Source organism: Streptomyces sp. C1-1, assembly GCF_050214755.1.
Taxonomy (GTDB): domain Bacteria; phylum Actinomycetota; class Actinomycetes; order Streptomycetales; family Streptomycetaceae; genus Streptomyces.
In genome coordinates, this window is sequence record NZ_CP189826.1 from 2,317,279 (window position 1) to 2,336,270 (window position 18,992).

Annotated in this window: 12 protein-coding genes and 1 tRNA gene; 7 read left to right on the forward strand and 6 right to left on the reverse strand. The window is 71.3% G+C overall.

Annotation, left to right across the window (positions count from 1 at the left end; all coding sequences use genetic code 11):
- Positions 1–3: 3 nt before the first annotated feature.
- Positions 4–1,320, reverse strand: a complete 1,317-nt coding sequence (locus tag ACQF4J_RS10610) for an ABC transporter substrate-binding protein (RefSeq protein WP_351583776.1) — start codon at positions 1,318–1,320, stop codon at positions 4–6.
- 210 nt (positions 1,321–1,530) lie between these two features.
- On the opposite strand from ACQF4J_RS10610, the gene ACQF4J_RS10615 reads away from it, so the two are divergent.
- Positions 1,531–3,303, forward strand: coding sequence for a coagulation factor 5/8 type domain-containing protein (locus ACQF4J_RS10615; protein ID WP_351805055.1), 1,773 nt, complete (start codon positions 1,531–1,533; stop codon positions 3,301–3,303).
- Between the two features lie 41 nt (positions 3,304–3,344).
- Here ACQF4J_RS10615 and fusA read toward each other — a convergent pair whose 3' ends face one another.
- Positions 3,345–5,375 carry an elongation factor G gene (gene fusA / locus ACQF4J_RS10620; RefSeq protein ID WP_351583770.1) on the reverse strand — a complete coding sequence of 677 codons (2,031 nt, stop codon included), beginning with the start codon at positions 5,373–5,375 and terminating at the stop codon, positions 3,345–3,347.
- A 452-nt stretch (positions 5,376–5,827) separates the two neighbouring features.
- On the opposite strand from fusA, the gene ACQF4J_RS10625 reads away from it, so the two are divergent.
- The 3 genes from ACQF4J_RS10625 (at position 5,828) to ACQF4J_RS10635 (ending at position 9,493) form a co-directional block, all read left to right on the forward strand.
- Positions 5,828–7,000, forward strand: a complete 1,173-nt coding sequence (locus ACQF4J_RS10625; protein ID WP_427165521.1) for an acyltransferase family protein — start codon at positions 5,828–5,830, stop codon at positions 6,998–7,000.
- A 139-nt stretch (positions 7,001–7,139) separates the two neighbouring features.
- Complete coding sequence (locus ACQF4J_RS10630) at positions 7,140–8,477, forward strand: hemolysin family protein (RefSeq protein ID WP_427165522.1); 1,338 nt, start codon at positions 7,140–7,142, stop codon at positions 8,475–8,477.
- On the forward strand, positions 8,474–9,493 hold the full coding sequence (locus tag ACQF4J_RS10635) for a hemolysin family protein (protein ID WP_427165523.1): 1,020 nt from the start codon (positions 8,474–8,476) through the stop codon (positions 9,491–9,493). The genes ACQF4J_RS10630 and ACQF4J_RS10635 overlap by 4 nt, the downstream gene beginning before the upstream one ends.
- Before the next feature lie 90 nt (positions 9,494–9,583).
- Here ACQF4J_RS10635 and ACQF4J_RS10640 read toward each other — a convergent pair.
- The 4 genes from ACQF4J_RS10640 to sucC form a co-directional block, all read right to left on the reverse strand.
- Positions 9,584–9,671: transfer RNA gene (locus ACQF4J_RS10640), tRNA-Leu, on the reverse strand.
- Positions 9,672–9,824: 153 nt separating this feature from the next.
- Positions 9,825–11,387, reverse strand: a complete 1,563-nt coding sequence (locus tag ACQF4J_RS10645; protein ID WP_351583758.1) for an aldehyde dehydrogenase family protein — start codon at positions 11,385–11,387, stop codon at positions 9,825–9,827.
- 54 nt (positions 11,388–11,441) lie between these two features.
- Entirely contained in the window at positions 11,442–12,341 is a 900-nt protein-coding gene (gene sucD / locus ACQF4J_RS10650; protein WP_351583755.1) for a succinate--CoA ligase subunit alpha, read from the reverse strand.
- A gap of 10 nt (positions 12,342–12,351) precedes the next feature.
- Positions 12,352–13,482, reverse strand: a complete 1,131-nt coding sequence (gene sucC, locus ACQF4J_RS10655) for an ADP-forming succinate--CoA ligase subunit beta (RefSeq protein ID WP_351805049.1) — start codon at positions 13,480–13,482, stop codon at positions 12,352–12,354.
- A 178-nt stretch (positions 13,483–13,660) separates the two neighbouring features.
- Between sucC and ACQF4J_RS10660 the strand changes: the two genes are divergently transcribed.
- The 3 genes from ACQF4J_RS10660 to ACQF4J_RS10670 are packed head-to-tail and all read left to right on the forward strand — an operon-like array spanning position 13,661 to position 18,724.
- Positions 13,661–15,343: a thiamine pyrophosphate-binding protein gene (locus tag ACQF4J_RS10660; RefSeq protein ID WP_351583750.1), complete on the forward strand. Its 1,683-nt coding sequence runs from the start codon at positions 13,661–13,663 to the stop codon at positions 15,341–15,343.
- A gap of 11 nt (positions 15,344–15,354) precedes the next feature.
- Complete coding sequence (gene frc / locus ACQF4J_RS10665; RefSeq protein ID WP_351583748.1) at positions 15,355–16,587, forward strand: formyl-CoA transferase; 1,233 nt, start codon at positions 15,355–15,357, stop codon at positions 16,585–16,587.
- A 4-nt stretch (positions 16,588–16,591) separates the two neighbouring features.
- Positions 16,592–18,724 (forward strand): acetate--CoA ligase family protein, encoded by a 2,133-nt coding sequence (locus ACQF4J_RS10670; RefSeq protein ID WP_427168579.1) that lies wholly within the window; start codon positions 16,592–16,594, stop codon positions 18,722–18,724.
- Positions 18,725–18,992: the final 268 nt, after the last annotated feature.

The window sequence follows — 18,992 nt, forward strand, 5'->3', positions numbered from 1 at the left end:
GGCTCACTTCGCCGGCATCTGCTGCTGGGCCTTGTCCAGGGCGGCCTTCACCGAGGCGGTGGTGACCGCGCGTCCGGCCGCCACGTCGGCGAACAGGTTCTTGACCGCGGTACCGACCGCCGTCTCGAACTGCGACTCGTCGGCGACCTGCGGCAGGGCGGCGGCGCTCTTGGCGAGGGTGTCCTTCAGGACCGCGTTGGCCGGGGAGTTGAAGGCCGCGTCGGTCTGCGCGGTCTTGACCGGCGGGATCGAGCTGTACGCCGTGTTGAGGATCTTCTGCTCGCCGTCGCTGGTCATGAACTTCACGAACTTCGCGGCGCCGTCGAGGTTGTGGCTGTTCTTGAAGACGGCCAGGTTGATGCCGGCGACCATCGAGTTGACCTGGGTGCCGGTGCCGGGGGTGCCGGACTGCACCGGGACCGGCGCGATGCCGTACTGGTCGGGGCTCATGCCCTGCGACTTGAGGTTGGCGGACGCGGACTGCCACAGCAGCATGGCCTGCTTGCCCTTGGCGAAGTCGCTGACGGACTGGTTCTGCGCGTACTCCGCGTCACCGGTCGGTATGACCTTGTCCTTGGCCATCAGGTCGACGTACTGCTTGACCGCGTCGACCACCTTGGGGTTGGTGAAGTCCGCCTTGCCGTCGGCGGTGAAGAAGTCGCCGCCGTGCTGCTTGGCGAAGACGAAGACGTGGTGGATGTTCTCGGAGAGGTTCGAGCCCTCGGCGCCGAGCGGCGACTTGCCCTTGGCGGAGATCTTCTTGCCGTCGGCGACCAGCTCGTCCCAGGTGGCCGGCGGCTTGGAGATGCCGGCGTCGGCGAAGATCTGCTTGTTGTAGTAGAGGGCGTAGGCCATCGAGTACAACGGGACGGCGGCCGGGTCCTTGCCCGCGGCGCCGGTCGAGCCGAGCGCCGAGTCGACGAAGCGGTCCTTGCCGCCGATCTTGGCGAAGTTCTTCGCGTCCCAGGGCAGCAGCGCGCCCGTGGCCTGCAGGGAGGCGCTCCAGGTGTTGCCGATGTTCAGGACGTCGGGGCCCTGACCGGAGGTGGTGGCGGTGAGGATCCGGTTCAGCAGGTCCGACCAGGGGACCACCTCCAGCTTCACCTTGATCCCGGTCTGCTTCTCGAACTTGTCGAGTTCGGGCTGCAGGACCTTCTTGTCGATGGCGATGCTCGCGCCCTGGTTGGAGGCCCAGTACGTGAGCGTCTTCGGGGAGTCGTTCGACCCTCCGCCGTTCGACGAACCGCCTCCGCAGGCCGTGGCGGCAAGGGCGAGTGACACGGTGACGGCGCCTACGGCCGCGGCTCGGATGCTGCGCATGGCTCCCGGTGTCCCTTCGGGGTTTGCACTCATGGCTTAATTTAGGACGTGAGTTAAACCTCCGGAGAGGAACTCGTCAAGAGGTATCGCAGCCCCGGGGCAATCCGGTCCCAGCTCTTGACGCGAGTGTTCGGGCAGTTGAAGCATGCACGGCCAAGAGAGCGCTCCCAAACCACACCCCGTTCACTTCCTGAACAGGAGAGCCGCCCCATGCCCCTGCCCGACATAGGCCGCAGAACCGTCCTCGGCGCGGCCGCCGCCACCGCGCCCGCGCTGCTGGGACTGTCGGCGCCCGCGAACGCCGCCCCCAAGACGCCCAGGAAGCCGCGCCTCCTCCCCGGTGGCGGCGACCTGGGCCCCAACGTCCTGGTCCTCGACCCGTCCACCCCGGGCATCCAGGCCAGGCTGGACGAGGTGTTCCGGCAGCAGGAGTCGGCCCAGTTCGGCACCGGCCGCTACGCGCTGCTGTTCAAACCCGGCACGTACGACGGCCTCAACGCCCAGCTCGGCTTCTACACCTCCATAGCGGGCCTGGGCCTGTCCCCCGACGACACCACCATCAACGGGGACGTGACGGTCGACGCCGGCTGGTTCGGCGGCAACGCCACGCAGAACTTCTGGCGTTCGGCGGAGAACCTGGCCCTGGTCCCGGCGAACGGCACCAACCGCTGGGCGGTCGCGCAGGCGGCGCCGTTCCGCCGGATGCATGTGCGCGGTGGCCTCGACCTGGAGCCCTCCGGCTACGGCTGGGCGAGCGGCGGCTACATCGCCGACAGCCGGATCGACGGTCAGGTGGGCCCGTACTCGCAGCAGCAGTGGTACACCCGGGACAGCACGATCGGCAGCTGGCTCAACGGCGTGTGGAACATGGTCTTCTCGGGTGTCGAGGGCGCCCCCGCGCAGAGCTTCCCCAGCCCGCCGTACACCTCCCTCGACACCACCCCGGTCTCCCGCGAGAAGCCCTTCCTCCACGTCGACCGCGCGGGCGCGTTCCATGTGTTCCTGCCCGCGAAGCGCACCAACGCCCGCGGCGTCACGTGGGGCAACGGCGTCCCGAGGGGCACCTCGCTGCCCTTGTCGCGCTTCTACGTCGCCAGGCCGGGCGTCTCCGCGGCCACCCTCAACCAGGCTCTCGCGCAGGGACTGCACCTGCTGCTGACGCCCGGGGTCTACCACCTGGACCGGCCCGTCCAGGTCAACCGCCCCAACACCGTGGTCCTGGGCCTGGGTTACGCGACCCTGATCCCCGACAACGGCGTCACCGCCCTGCGGGTCGCCGACGTCGACGGCGTCCGCCTCGCCGGCTTCCTCATCGACGCCGGACCGGTCAACTCCCGGACGCTGCTGGAGGTCGGCCCGCGCGGAGCCACCAGGGACCACTCGGCCAACCCCACCACCGTGCAGGACGTGTTCGTCCGCATCGGCGGGGCGGGCGCGGGCAGGGCCACCACCAGCATGGTGATCAACAGCCGGCACACCATCGTCGACCACACCTGGGTCTGGCGCGCCGACCACGGCGACGGCGTCGGCTGGGAGACCAACCGGGCCGACTACGGCATCGTCGTCAACGGCGACGACGTGCTGTGCACGGGCCTGTTCGTCGAACACTTCAACAAGTACGACGTCCAGTGGTACGGGCAGCGCGGGCGCACGATCTTCTTCCAGAACGAGAAGGCCTACGACGCCCCGACCCAGGCGGCGATCCAGAACGGCCCGGTGAAGGGCTACGCCGCCTACAAGGTCGGCGACCACGTCACCGCGCACGAGGGCTGGGGGCTGGGCAGTTACTGCTTCTACAACGTCGACCCGAGCATCGTCCAGCACCACGGCTTCGCCGCCCCGAACACCCCGGGCGTGCGGTTCCACGACCTGCTCGTGGTCTCGCTGGGCGGCCAGGGCCAGTACGAGCACGTGATCAACGAGACGGGGGCGGCGACGTCCGGCACGTCGACCGTGCCGTCCACGGTGGTGTCGTACCCGTGAGCCGGGGCGGCCCCGCCCGCGTGGGGCGGGGCCGCCGTCGGTCACCGTGCCGGTGCCGGCGCGTAGCCGGTGGGGCGGGCGGTGAAGGTGCCGCGGCCCTGGGTGCGGCTGCGCAACCGGGTGGCGTAGCCGAAGAGTTCGGCCAGCGGCACCGTCGCCGTCACCACCGCCGAGCCCGCCCGGGTGAGCGAGCCCGAGACCCGGCCGCGGCGCGCGGCGAGGTCGCCGAGGACACCACCGACGGCGTCCTCGGGGACGCTCACCGTGACCTCCACGACCGGCTCCAGCAGAACCATCGCGCAGGCGCGCAGGGCCTCGCGCAGGCCCAGCCTGCCCGCGGTGCGGAACGCGGTGTCCGAGGAGTCCTTCACGTGCGTCGAGCCGTCGGTGAGGGTGACGCGCAGCCCGGTCACCGGGTGCCCGCCGAGCGGCCCCTCGCCGAGCGCCTCCCGGCAGCCGGCCTCCACCGCGCGCACGTACTCCTGCGGCACCCGCCCGCCGACGACGGCCGAGCGGAACTCGAATCCCTCCTCCAGTGGCTCGACATCGAGGACGACATGGGCGAACTGCCCCGCCCCGCCGTCCTGTTTGACGTGCCGGAAGACAAGGCCCGACACTCCGCGGCCCACGGTCTCCCGGTGACTCACCGCGGGACGGCCGACGTTGACCTCAAGGCCGTAGACGCGCCGGAGCTGCTCCGCCGCGACCTCCAGGTGCAGTTCGCCCATCCCCGACAGCACCGTCTGACCGGTCTCGGGATCCGTGCGGACGACCAGTGACGGGTCCTCCTCGGTCAGCCGTGCCAGCGCCGAGGCCAGCCGGTCGGTGTCGGTGGACCTGCGGGCCTCGACGGCGACCGAGACCACCGGCTCGGTGACGCCCGGCGGTTCCAGCACCAGCGGGGCGCGGGGGTCGCACAGCGTCGAGCCGGCCCGGGCCGACTTCAGCCCGACCACGGCGACGATGTCCCCGGCCTGCGCACGGTCCACCTGGATGTGGCGGTCGGCCTGGACCCGCAGGACCCGGCCGATCCGCTCGCTGCGGCGCGCGCCCGCGTCCCACACGGTGTCCCCCTTCCCGATCGTTCCCGAGTAGATCCGTACGTACGTCAGCCGTCCGGTCGGCGTGGCGTGCACCTTGAACGCCAGAGCCGCGAACGGCGCCGCCGGGTCGGCCGCCCGCTCCTGAGCCGTACCGTCGTGACCGCCTCTTACGGCGGGCACGTCCAGCGGCGAGGGCAGGTAGGCAACGACCGCGTCGAGCAGGGGCTCGATGCCGCGGTTGCGGTAGGCGGAACCGCAGAGCACCACCACGCCGTCACCGCTGCGGGTCAGGTCGCGCAGGGCGGTGGCCAGGGTCTCGGCGGACAGCTCCTCGCGGCCGACGAACTCCTCCAGCGCCGCCGGGTGCAGCTCAGCGACGGCCTCCTCCAGCAGCCTGCGGCGCCGCCGCGCCTCCTCGCGCAGACCCTGCGGCACCGGCACCTCCTCGGCCGTGTCGGCTCCCTCGGTCCAGACCAGCGCACGCATGCGCAGCAGGTCGACGACACCGGTGAAGCGGTCCTCCGCGCCGATGGGCAACTGGACGACCAGGGGCGCCGGATGCAGCCGTTCCCGGATCGAGGCGACGGCCGTGTCGAGGTCGGCGCCCGCCCGGTCCAGCTTGTTGACGAACGCGATCCTCGGCACGCCGTGCCGGTCGGCCTGCCGCCACACCGACTCGCTCTGCGGCTCCACGCCGGCCACCGCGTCGAACACGGCGACCGCGCCGTCGAGGACCCGGAGCGAGCGTTCCACCTCGGCGGCGAAGTCGACGTGGCCCGGGGTGTCGATGAGGTTGATCCGGTGGCCGTCCCAGGCGCAGCTGACGGCCGCGGCGAAGATGGTGATGCCCCGGTCGCGCTCCTGCGGGTCGAAGTCGGTGACGGTGGTGCCGTCGTGGACCTCGCCGCGCCGGTGCGTGGTGCCGGTGGCGTACAGGATCCGCTCGGTGACGGTGGTCTTGCCCGCGTCGACGTGGGCGAGGATGCCGAGGTTGCGGACGGTGGTGAGGGCATCGAGGTGGGTGCGCACGGCCCGTTGGCCTTTCTGGTGAAGTGAGCAGGGCGGCGCGATTCCCGGACGTGGCGGATCGCAGGGCGGAGCTGCGGGGTCAGACGCTCGTCGCGGGCATCCGGTACCGGCCGCGCAGCGGGCACCGGACGGACGGGGACACCAGGATCACCTCGTACCGCGAGCGGGGGACGACGACAGCGGTGCGGTACGGCACGGCCGGTCTCCCCTCGTCACTCGGTCCGCGCGTCACGGCGACGCGCGGTGCGTTGCGAGTGTAGGGAACCGGGAAGCGACGGAGCATCACCTTTTCCCGTGGGCCCGCTCAACCCCCGCCCCGTCGTCGTGAGATGGTTCGCGCCCGTCGGGAGACAGCTCCCGCAGCGGCCCGCGCGCCCGGGCGTCAACCCTCAAGCCCCGCCGACCCCCTTTGCGGGTGGTTTACGGCCGCCAGATCCGGTGAGGCGGCTGTAATGTCCCAGCCCCAGACCACAGCCTTGGCACCAGTGAAGGCCGCACCTCGCAGAGTCGCACCCCAGGCAGCGAGTTCCCCCCACGGCGTGCGGGAGGCTCGGGCGAAGCAGCGTGACGCCTACTTCGACAACGCGAAGTACCTGGCGATCGTGCTGGTGGCGATCGGCCACGCGTGGGAGCCGCTGCGCGACGACAGCCGGGTGGTCAGCGCGCTCTACAACTTCGTCTACGCCTTCCACATGCCGGCGTTCATCGTCATCTCGGGCTACTTCTCCCGTAGCTTCGACGCGAGCCCCGGGCGGATCAGACGCCTGGTGACGGGAGTGGCCGTGCCGTACGTCGTCTTCGAGACGGCGTACACCCTTTTCACCCGTTGGACCGACCAGGTGCCCGACCGGCCGTTCAGCCTGCTGGACCCGCTGTACCTGACGTGGTTCCTGGCCGCGCTGTTCGTCTGGCGGCTGACCACCCCGCTGTGGCAGCGCGTGCGGTGGCCACTGCCGATCGCGCTGACCGTCGCCGCCCTCGCCACCCTCTCCCCGTCCATCGGCAACGACCTCGACCTGCAGCGCGTCCTGCAGTTCCTGCCGTACTTCGTGCTCGGGCTGTGCCTGCGGCCCGAGCACTTCCGGCTGGTGCGGCGGTGGCGGGTGCGGCTGCTGGCCCTGCCGGTGCTGGGGTGCGCGGTCGCGGTGTCGTACTGGGCGGAGCCGCGGATGACCGGGGCCTGGTTCTACCACCGCGACAGCGCCCAGGAGCTGGGGGCGTCCGCGTGGTTCGGGCCGGTGATGACGCTGGCCGCCTTCGGTTTCTCGATGGTGCTGGTCGCCTGCTTCCTGTCCTGGGTGCCGGGGCGGCGGCTGTGGTTCACCGCGCTGGGCGCCGGCACGCTCTACGGCTATCTGCTGCACGGCTTCGTCGCCCAGGGGTCCAAGTACTGGGGCTGGTACTCCCCGGACTGGATCCACCGTCCGCTCGGTGCGGTCGTCGTCACGCTGGCCGCCGGGGCCGTCGTGACGTTGCTGTGCACACCGCCTGTGCGGCGGGTCTTCCGGTTCGTCGTGGAGCCGGACATGGGGTGGGCCTTCCGCAGGGAGCCGCGGGAGCGGCTGCCCGTTCCCGCGCGGACCCGTGAGCCGGGAACCCGGGCCGGGTCCCGGGCGTTGTCCTGACAAGCACCGAGGAAACAAGAGGAGCCACCCCTTTGTCCGCCAGACCGACGGACCCCCCGGGGCACAGTCCCCGCCCGTACCGCCGCGGTGAGCCCGACCGCGGCACCCGGCCGGACGCCCCCTTCCGGCCGTCACGCCGGTGAGTACCGCGAGCGCCGTCCTGGGCCTGCTGGCCGTGCTCGTGCTGACCGCCGGCACCGGCTACTTCGTGGCCCAGGAGTTCGCGTATGTCTCCGCCGACCGCCTCGCCCTGGCCCGTGAGGCGCAGGCCGGGGACCGCCGGGCCGCGCGGGCGCTGAAGGTGCTCGAGAGGCTGTCGTTCATGCTGTCCGGCGCCCAGCTGGGCATCACGGTGACCGGTCTGATCGTCGGTTTCATCGCCGAGCCGTCCGTGTCCGCGCTGCTCGGGCGCGCGCTGTCCGGCGTCGGCGTCCCGGGCGCGGCCGTCACCGGCATCTGCGTGGTGCTCTCCTTCGTGGGCGCCACGGTGGTGCAGATGGTGCTGGGCGAGCTGGCCCCGAAGAACCTCGCCATCGCGGTGCCCGAGCGGCTGGCGAAGTCGCTGGCCGCCTCGACGCTGGCGTATCTGAAGGTCGTGGGGCCGGTCGTACGGATCTTCGACGGCGCGGCGAACCGGCTGCTGCGCGAGACCGGCATCGAGCCGGTCGAGGAGCTGCACCACGGTGCCACCCTGGAGGAGCTCAGTCAGCTGATCGGCGAGTCGCACGAGCAGGGGCGGCTGTCCAGGGACACCGCCGAGCTGTTGGACCACGCGCTGGAGTTCTCCGAGCGCACGCTGGACGAGGTGATGGTGCCGCGCGCGGACACCGTGTTCGTCCGGGCGGACGCGAGCGCGTCCGAGGCCGTCGACCTCATCGGCAAGTACGGTCACTCCAACCATCCGGTGCTCGGCGAGCACCCCGACGACGTCGGCGGAGTGCTGGGCGTGCGCGAGCTGATGCGGCTGCCCGCGGACCGGCTGGCCGCCACGACCGCCGGCGAGCTCGCCCGCCGCCCGCTGCTGCTGCCCGACACCCTCCCCCTGCCCGAGGCGGTCGAGCGGATGCGGGAGCGCGACGACGAGTTCGCGGTCGTACTCGACGAGCACGGCGGCGTCGCGGGGGTCGTCACCTACGAGGACATCGCCGAGGAACTGGTCGGCGACATCGCCGACGAGTCCGACACGGTCACCCACCTCGCCGTCGCCGACACCGACGGCTGGCTGGTGGACGCCGGGCGCCGACTGGACGAGGTCGCCGAGGCCACCGGCATCGGGCTGCCCGAGGAGGACGACTTCGACACGGTGGCCGGCCTGGTCGTGGACCGCCTCGGCCGCTTCCCGGCCGTCGGCGACCGGCTCACGGTCACGCTGCCCGACGGCGGGCGCGCGGTGATCGACGTACGCGCCCTGGACCGGCACGTGCCCGAGCGCGTGCGGATCGCGCGGCTGGCGGAGCGGGCGGAGGAGCAGGCGTGAGTTTCCCGATGGCGCTCTTCGTCACCGTCGTGCTGCTGATCGGCAGCGGCTTCTTCGTGGCCGCCGAGTTCGCGCTGGTCGCCGCCAAGCGACACCGCATGGAGAAGGCGGCCGCCGAGGAGCGGCGCGGCGCGCGGGCGGCCCTTGACGGCATGCGCGAACTGTCGCTGATGCTGGCCGGCGCCCAGCTCGGCATCACCGTCTGCACCCTCGGCCTGGGCTCGGTCTCCAAGCCGGCGATCTCGCACTCGCTCGACCCGCTGCTGCACGCGCTGGGCCTGCCGAGCGCGCTCAGCTACGGCATCGCGTTCGCCGTCGCCATGATCGTCGTGGTGTTCCTGCACATGGTGGTGGGCGAGATGGCCCCCAAGTCCTGGGCGATCGCGCATCCGGAGCGCTCGGCGATGCTGCTCGCGCCGGCGTTCCGGGCCCTGGTGACGGCCGTACGCCCGCTGATCTCGCTGCTCGACACGGTCAGCAACGCGCTGGTGCGGCTCTGCCGGGTCACCCCGCGCGACGAACTGGCCTCGGTGCACAGCCGGGAGCAGCTGACCCACCTCGTCGCGGAGTCGCGGCGGCTGGACCTGATCAGCGAGGCCGACTCGGAACTGATCACCCGCTCGCTGACCGAGCCCGAGACCCCGGTGGGCGCGCTCCAGGTCCCGGCCGCGCTGATCACCTCCGTGGAAGGCGCCGCCGGTGCCGAGGAGGTGCTGCGCGCGGCGGCCGGCAGCGACCGCACCCGCCTGCTGGTCCGCGAGGGCGATCGCGTCCTCGGCTCCGTGCACGCCCGGGACGCCCTGGTGGCCCGTGCCCGCGGGCGCGGCGCGAGCGCGCGCGACCTGGCCCGGCCGGTGCCGGAGTTGGGTGCGGACACCACGGTCGCCGACGCGATCGACGTCCTGCGCGCGCACCGCGCCTCGCTCGCCGTCGTCCGTGACGGCACCGGCCGGCTGACCGGCATGGTGGCCCTGGACGACCTGCTGGCCCGCTTCCTGCAGCCGCGGGCGGCGTAGCGGTGCCGTCGCGGGCCGGGGCGGCCCTCGCTGCGGCGAGCCGGTCCGGGAAAAGCGAAAGACCCCTGATGAACAGGGGTCTCAGCTGTCTGGTGTCCGAGGGGGGACTTGAACCCCCACGCCCGATAAAGGGCACTAGCACCTCAAGCTAGCGCGTCTGCCATTCCGCCACCCGGACGAGGTGTCCGTCGCGCGACGGGGAGCGTTCCCCGCGGCGACACGCACAACAATACCAAGCTTTCGGAGTGCGTTTCACCTGCGTATCCGGTGCGGGCCGGGTGGCGTCCCCGGGCCCCGGAGGCGGGCACCGGGGACGCCACCGGGCCGTCTGTCACGGCATGAGGTGGTAGTCCGGGAAGTTGCCGGGCAGCCGTTCCCGCGCCGGGCCCCGCGTCACGGCGCGTACGAGGAGTTCGCCGCCGACGAACGCCCCGCGCCAGGACGCGCCGAAGCCGCCGAAGAGCTCGTCGCGGTCGCCGCGGGAGCGGGCCTTTCCGTGGCCGACCTTGAACGCGCGGATCTGCGGGGCCAGCCGTTCGAAGGTGGCCCGGTCGTCCGTGGACAGCGTGGCGACGAGCGCCCCGTTGGAGGCGTTCATCGCGGCCAGCAGTTCCGCCTCCGTGTCGACCAGGACGATGGTGTCGACCGGGCCGAACGGTTCCGCGTGGTGCAGCGGCGAGGACCGCGGCGGGTTCAGGAGCGTGACCGGCTGGACGTACGCCGAGGTGTCCTGACCGGGCAGGAAGCGGGCGGCGCTCTCGCAGCCCCGGTGCAGCGGCACGGCGCCGCGGTCGATGGCCTCGGCGACCTGGTCGCGCAGCTCCTTGGCCTTGGCCGCGTTGATCACGGGCCCGAAGTCGAGCGCGGGGAAGGGGTCCTCCGGGCGCTCGACGGCGAGCGGGTGCCCGACCCTCAGCGTGCGCACCGCCGGGAGGTAGGCCGCGAGGAAGTCGTCGAACAGCCGCCGCTGGACGACGAAGCGCGGGTAGGCCGTGCAGCGCTGCTTGCCGTAGTCGAAGAGCTTGGGCACGACCGCCGCGAGCTCGTCCCAGTCCGAGTGGTTCCAGATGCCCCAGGTGTTGAGTCCCTCCTGTTCGAGGATGTGCCGTTTGCCGAGGTCGGCGACGGCCGTGGCCACCGCGCCGCCGGTGTCGCGGCCGCCGACGAAGGAGACGCAGCCGATCTCGGGCGCCCGCACCAGCGCCTGGGACAGCTCTCCCCCGCTGCCGCTGACGAGGGTGGCGGGGATTCCCTCGCGGGCGGCGAGCGCGCAGGCCAGGGTGAGACAGGCGAGGCCGCCGTCGGTCGGGGTCTTGGCGATCACCGCGTTGCCCGCCAGCGCCTGGACCAGCATGGCGTGGACGAGGACGCTCATCGGATAGTTCCAGCTCGCGATGTTGGACACCGGGCCGTCCAGCGGGGCCCGGCCGGCCAGCATCGGCTCGATGCCGTCGACGTACCAGCGCACGCCGTCGATGGCCCGGTCGACGTCCGCCTGCGCGAGCCGCCAGGGTTTGCCGATCTCCCAGACGAGCAGCAGGGCGAGCAGTTCGCGGTGTTCGGTGAGGGCGTCGAGGGTGGCCGCGACGCGGGCCCGGCGCTCGTCCAGGGGTACGTGCCGCCAGGCGCGGTGCCGGTCGAGGGAGGCGCGGACCGCCTGGTGCGCGGTGCGGCTGTCGAGGCGGGGCGGGCCGGCGATGGGGCTGCCGTCGACGGGGCTGGTCGCGGGCAGGGCCCGGCCGTCGGGCTGCCAGGCGTCGGCCCAGAGGTTGAGGACGCGGTCGTCCCGGAAGGCCTCCGGGGCGACGGTCAGGCAGCGCTGCCAGGCGTCGGCCCAGGACGTGCCTGATTTGAGGGTGAGGGTGGAGGTGTCGGGGGTGAGGGTGGATGCCATTCGGTTGCTCCGCTCTCGGTGCACGGTCGGGGGCGGGGGGATGTATGGCTCACGTCAACTATGAGTGACCGACCGCTGCTCTTCGAGGCGGGCGAGCACGAGTTTCGCCGTTTCGGTCGGTGTGCCGCCCACACGCACCCCGGCAGCCTCCAGGGCCTCCTTCTTCGCCTGCGCGGTGCCGGAGGAGCCCGAGACGATGGCGCCCGCGTGGCCCATGGTCTTGCCCTCGGGGGCGGTGAATCCGGCGATGTAGCCGACGACGGGCTTGGTGACGTGCTCCCGGACGTAGGCGGCCGCGCGTTCCTCCGCGTCGCCGCCGATCTCGCCGATGAGGACGATCAGTTCGGTGTCAGGGTCGTCCTGGAAGGCGGCCAGGCAGTCGATGTGGGTCGTCCCCACCACCGGGTCGCCGCCGATGCCGACACAGGTGGAGAAGCCGATGTCGCGGAGTTCGTACATGAGTTGGTAGGTGAGCGTGCCGGACTTGGACACCAGGCCGATACGGCCGGGCTTGGTGATGTCGGCGGGGATGATGCCGGCGTTGGACTGGCCGGGGGTGATCAGGCCCGGGCAGTTGGGGCCGACGATCCGGGTGCCCTTCTCCTTCGCGTACGCGGTGAAGGCGACGGAGTCGTGGACCGGGATGCCCTCGGTGATGACGACCGCGAGGCCGATGCCGGCGTCGGCGGCCTCGGTGACCGCCGCCTTGGCGAAGGCGGGCGGCACGAAGACGACGGTGACGTCGGCGCCGGTCGTGTGGATGCCCTCGGCGACCGAGCCGAGGACGGGGACGGAACGGTCGTCGAAGTCGACGGTGTGGCCGGCCTTGCGGGGGTTGACGCCGCCGACGACGTTCGTGCCGGCGGCGAGCATGCGCCGGGTGTGCTTCATGCCCTCGCCGCCGGTCATGCCCTGGACGAGGACCTTGCTCTCCTTGGTGAGATAGATGGCCATGTCCGTCTCCTCAGGCTGTGGTGGCGAGTTGGGCGGCGCGGCGGGCGGCGCCGTCCATGGTGGTGGCCTGCTGGACCAGCGGGTGGGCGCGCTCGTCGAGGATGGCGCGGCCGCGGGCCGCGTTGTTGCCGTCGAGACGGACCACCAGGGGCTTGGTCAACCGCACGGTGTCCAGCGCCCGCACGATGCCTTCGGCGACCGCGTCACAGGCGGTGATCCCGCCGAAGACGTTGACGAACACCGACTTCACGTCGGGGTCGGAGAGGATGACGGACAGCCCGTCGGCCATGATCTGGGCGGAGGCCCCGCCGCCGATGTCGAGGAAGTCGGCGGGCCGGGCGCCGCAGCCGGCGACCACGTCGAGGGTCGACATGACCAGTCCCGCGCCGTTGCCGATGATGCCGACCTCGCCGTCCAGCTTCACGTAGTTGAGACCCTTCGCGGCGGCCGTCGCCTCCAGCGCGTCGTCGTGCTCGATGTCGTCGGCGCCCCAACGTGACTGCCGGAAGCGGGCGTTGTCGTCGAGGGTGACCTTGCCGTCGAGGGCGAGGATCCGGCCCCCTTTCGTGCGCACGAGCGGGTTGACCTCGACGAGCAGCGCGTCCTCGCGGACGAGGACCTCCCACAGGCGTACGAGGACGTCGACCGTCTGCGCCGGCAGTCCCGCCGCTTCGGCGATCTCGGCCGCCTTCGCCGAGGTCACGCCCTCGGCCGGGTCGACGGGGATGCGGGCCACGGCCTCGGGCCTGCTCGCGGCGACCTCCTCGATCTCCATGCCGCCCTCGGCGGATGCGATCGCGAGGAAGGTGCCCGCGGCGCGGTCGAGGACGTAGGAGACGTAGAACTCCTCCTCGATGTCCACCGGTTGGGCCAGCATGACCTTGCGGACAGTGTGGCCCTTGATGTCCATGCCGAGGATCTGACGGGCCGTGAGCTCCGCGGCGGCCGGGTCCGCGGCGAGCTTCACGCCGCCGGCCTTGCCTCGCCCGCCCGTCTTGACCTGGGCCTTCACCACCACGCGTCCCCCGAGTGCGCGGGCGATCCCACGGGCCTTCTTGGGTGAGTCCGTCACCTCGGCCCTCGGTACCAAGATGCCGTGTTCTTCGAAGAGTTCCCTTGCCTGGTGCTCGTACAGGTCCATCTCGGCTCCTGTCTGCGAAGTCATCGCGAGGCCGAACTCCGATGACTGAAAAGTGCCGCACGCCCCCTGGACACCACCCACCGGATGCGGGATAACAAGGTTCATACAGTATTCGTCGACTGTATGCAATGTACCGCGAGAGCGTTCCCACCCCCCTACGAAGGGACAGGACTTCGCCATGCCCGACGACACCCAGGACGTGATTTCCGGCGGTCACCTCGTCGCCAAGGCTCTGAAGGCCGAAGGGGTCGACCGCATCTACACGTTGTGCGGCGGCCACATCATCGACATCTACGACGGCTGCGTCGACGAGGGCATCGAGGTCGTCGACGTACGACACGAACAGGTCGCCGCCCACGCCGCGGACGGCTACGCCCGCATCACCGGCAAGCCGGGCTGCGCGGTCGTCACCGCGGGACCGGGGACGACCGACGCCGTCACCGGTGTCGCCAACGCCTTCCGCGCGGAGTCCCCGATGCTGCTGATCGGCGGCCAGGGCGCCCTCACCCAGCACAAGATGGGGTCCCTGCAGGACCTGCCGCACGTCGACATGATGACGCCGATCACCAAGTTCGCGGCGACCGTGCCGGACACGGCGCGCGCCGCCGACATGGTGTCCATGGCGTTCCGCGAGTGCTACCACGGCGCGCCGGGCCCCTCCTTCCTGGAGATCCCGCGCGACGTGCTGGACGCCAGTGTGCCGGCCGGCAAGGCGCGTGTGCCGAGGGCCGGCGCCTACCGTGCCTCGACCCGCTCGGCCGGCGACCCCGAGGCCATCGAGAAGCTCGCCGACCTGCTCGTGCACGCCGAGAAGCCCGCCATCCTGCTGGGCAGCCAGGTCTGGACGACCCGCGGCACCGAGGCGGCCGTCGAGCTCGTACGGACCCTCAACATCCCCGCGTACATGAACGGCGCCGGCCGCGGCACCCTGCCTCCCGGCGACCCGCACCACTACCAGCTCTCGCGCCGGTACGCCTTCTCCAACGCCGACGTCATCGTCATCGTCGGCACGCCCTTCGACTTCCGCATGGGCTACGGCAAGCGGCTGTCCCCCGAGGCGACCGTCGTGCAGATCGACCTCGACTACCGGACCGTCGGCAAGAACCGCGACATCGACCTCGGGATCGTCGGCGACGCCGGGCTGGTGCTGAAGTCGGTGACCGAGGCGGCCTCGGGACGCCTCAACGGCGGCGCCGCCAAGCGCAAGGAGTGGCTCGACGAGCTGCGCGCCGCCGAGCAGACCTCGATCGAGAAGCGGCTGCCGAGCCTGAAGTCGGACGCCTCGCCGATCCACCCGTACCGCCTGGTCAGCGAGATCAACGACTTCCTCACCGAGGACTCGATCTACATCGGCGACGGCGGCGACATCGTCACCTTCTCCGGGCAGGTCGTCCAGCCCAAGTCGCCGGGCCACTGGATGGACCCGGGACCGCTCGGCACCCTCGGCGTCGGCGTCCCCTTCGTGCTCGCGGCCAAGCAGGCACGGCCCGACAAGGAGGTCGTCGCCCTCTTCGGCGACGGCGCCTTCTCCCTGACCGGCTGGGACTTCGAGACCCTCGTCCGCTACGACCTCCCGTTCGTCGGCATCGTCGGCAACAACTCCTCGATGAACCAGATCCGTTACGGCCAGAAGGCCAAGTACGGCGAGGAGCGCGAGCGGGTGGGCAACACCCTCGGCGACGTCCACTACGACAAGTTCGCGCAGATGCTGGGCGGTTACGGCGAGGAGGTCCGCGACCCCGCCGACATCGGCCCCGCCCTGCGCCGCGCCCGCGAGTCGGGCAGGCCGTCGCTGATCAACGTCTGGGTCGACCCGGACGCGTACGCCCCCGGAACCATGAACCAGACGATGTACAAGTGAGGTGAACGCCCGTGACCCGCAAGGCACTTGAGGGCATCCGCGTCCTCGACATGACCCACGTCCAGTCCGGGCCCTCCGCGACCCAGCTGCTGGCCTGGCTCGGCGCGGACGTCGTCAAGCTGGAGGCCCCGACCGGCGACATCACACGCAAGCAGCTGCGTGATCTGCCGGACGTCGACTCCCTCTACTTCACGATGCTCAACTGCAACAAGCGCAGCATCACCCTCAACACCAAGACCGAGCGCGGCAAGGAGATCCTCACCGAGCTGATCCGGCGCTCGGACGTCATGGTCGAGAACTTCGGCCCGGGCGCGGTCGACCGCATGGGCTTCACCTGGGACCGCATCCAGGAGATCAATCCGCGAATCGTCTATGCCTCCATCAAGGGGTTCGGCGAGGGCCCGTACACCGCCTTCAAGGCGTACGAGGTCGTCGCGCAGGCCATGGGCGGGTCGATGTCGACCACCGGTTTCGAGGACGGACCGCCGCTGGCGACTGGGGCCCAGATCGGGGACTCGGGCACGGGCGTCCACGCCGTGGCGGGGATACTCGCAGCGCTGTTCCAGCGCGAGCACACCGGGCGCGGTCAGCGGGTGAACGTGGCCATGCAGCACGCTGTGCTCAACCTCTGCCGGGTGAAGCTGCGCGATCAGCAGCGCCTGGCCCACGGCCCCCTCGCCGAATATCCCAACGAGGACTTCGGCACCGAGGTTCCCCGCTCGGGAAACGCCTCCGGCGGCGGCCAGCCGGGCTGGGCGGTCAAGTGCGCGCCCGGCGGCCCCAACGACTACGTGTACGTCATCGTGCAGCCCGTCGGCTGGAAGCCCATCAGCGAGCTCATCGGCCGTCCCGAGCTGGCGGAGGACCCCGAGTGGGCCACGCCGGAGGCCCGGCTGCCCAAGCTCAACAAGATGTTCCAGCTGATCGAGGAGTGGTCCTCGACGCTGCCCAAGTGGGAGGTGCTGGAGCGGCTCAACGCGCACAACATCCCGTGCGGGCCGATCCTGTCGACGAAGGAGATCATCGAGGACGAGTCGCTGGTCGCCAACGAGATGGTCGTCACCGTCCCGCACCCCGAGCGCGGCGAGTTCACGACCGTCGGCAGCCCGCTGAAGCTCTCCGACTCCCCCGTCGAGGTGAGCAGTTCACCGCTGCTCGGCGAGCACAACGAAGAGGTCTACGTCGGCGAGCTCGGCCTCGGCGACGAGGAGCTGCGCCTGCTCAAGTCGAACGGAGTGATCTGACGTGATGGCGGAAGACCGGGAGCTGCGGGTGCGCTCGCTCCTCGACGCTGTGCGGGCCGAGGGGCGGACCGCGCTGACCGCGCCCGAGGGCAAGGTGATCGCCGACGCGTACGGGATCGCCGTACCGGGTGAGGAGCTGGCGAGGGACGTCGACGAGGCCGTCGCCTGCGCGGCGCGCTTCGGCGGGCCCGTGGTGATGAAGATCGTCTCGCCGGACATCCTGCACAAGACCGACGCCGGCGGTGTGATCGTCGGCGTCGAGGGCGCCGCCGAGGTACGGGCCGCGTTCTGCGGGATCATCGAGAACGCGCGCGCGTACGACGCGGACGCGCGGATCGACGGCGTGCAGGTCCAGGAACTGCTGCCGCAGGGGCAGGAGGTCATCGTCGGCGCGGTGACGGACCCGACCTTCGGGAAGGTCGTCGCGTTCGGGCTCGGCGGGGTGCTCGTCGAGGTGCTCAAGGACGTGACGTTCCGGCTGGCGCCGGTGAGCGCGGACGAGGCGCTGTCCATGCTGGACTCGATCCGGTCGGCGGAGATCCTGCGCGGGGTGCGCGGCGCGCGGGCGGTGGACCGGTGGGCGGTCGCCGAACAGATCCGGCGGGTGTCCCAACTGGTCGCGGACTTCCCGGAGATCGCCGAGGTGGACCTCAACCCGGTGATCGCCACACCGGAGGGTGCGGTGGCCGCCGACATCCGGGTGATCCTCGCCGAGAAACAGCCGCCACCGCGCAGGAAGTACACGCGCGAGGAGATCCTCACCTCGATGCGCCGGCTGATGCAGCCCGCCTCGGTAGCCGTCATCGGCGCCTCCAACGAGCAGGGCAAGATCGGCAATTCGGTCATGCGCAACCTCATCGACGGGGGTTTCGCCGGGGACATCTTCCCGGTGAATCCCAAGGCCGATGACATTCTGGGCCGCAAGGCGTACAAGAGTGTCACGGACGTTCCCGGTGAGGTGGATGTGGCGGTCTTCGCGATCCCCGCCAGGTTCGTGGCCTCGGCGCTGGAGGAGGTGGGACGCAAGAACATCCCCAACGCCGTGCTGATCCCCTCCGGGTTCGCGGAGACCGGCGAGCACGAACTCCAGGCGGAGATCGTGGCGATCGCCGAGCGGTACGGCGTCCGCCTCCTCGGTCCGAACATCTACGGCTACTACTCGACGTGGCAGGACCTGTGCGCCACGTTCTGCACGCCGTACGACGTCAAGGGCGGGGTGGCGCTCACCTCGCAGTCGGGTGGCATCGGGATGGCGATCCTGGGCTTCGCCCGCACCACGAAGACGGGTGTGTCGGCGATCGTCGGCCTCGGCAACAAGTGCGACCTCGACGAGGACGACCTGCTGACGTGGTTCGGCGAGGACCCGCACACCGAGTGCATCGCGATGCACCTGGAGGACCTCAAGGACGGCCGCGCCTTCGTGGAGGCCGCGCGGGCGACCGTACCGAAGAAGCCCGTCGTCGTGCTGAAGGCGGGACGTACGGCGGCGGGCGCGAAGGCCGCCGGGTCGCACACCGGGGCGCTCGCGGGCGACGACGCCGTGTACGACGACATCCTGAGGCAGGCCGGAGTGATCAGGGCGCCCGGTCTGAACGAGATGCTCGAGTACGCGCGCGCGTTGCCGGTGCTCCCCACCCCCCGGGGCGACAACGTCGTGATCATCACCGGGGCCGGCGGCAGTGGCGTACTGCTGTCGGACGCGGTGACCGACAACGGGCTGTCCCTGATGGAGATCCCGCCGGACCTGGACGAGGCCTTCCGGAAGTTCATCCCGCCGTTCGGGGCCGCGGGCAACCCGGTGGACATCACCGGCGGCGAGCCGCCGTCGACGTACGAGGCGACGATCCGGCTGGGCCTCAAGGACCCGCGCATCCACGCGCTCGTCCTCGGCTACTGGCACACCATCGTCACTCCCCCGATGGTCTTCGCGGAGCTCACCGCGCGCGTGGTGGCCGAGTTCCGCGAACGCGGCGTCGAGAAGCCCGTGGTGGCCTCGCTCGCGGGCGACGTCGAGGTCGAGGAGGCCTGCCAGTACCTCTACGAGCGCGGGGTCGTGGCGTACCCGTACACGACCGAGAAGCCGGTCGCCGTACTCGGAGCGAAGTACCGCTGGGCACGGGCTGCGGGGCTGCTGTGATGTCGGCGGGGGCTGCCGTGGCACCGGCGCGCGAACGGCGTCGGCCGGGGGTCCGGGGGTTGCCCCCCGGACGCGACACCGCCCGCTGGGCACGGGCTGCGGGGCTGCTGTGATGTCGGCGGGGGCTGCCGTGGCACCGGCGCGCGAACGGCGTCGGCCGGGGGTCCGGGGGTTGCCCCCCGGACGCGACACCGCCCGCTGGGCACGGGCTGCGGGGCTGCTGTGATGTCGGCGGGGGCTGCCGTGGCACCGGCGCGCGAACGGCGTC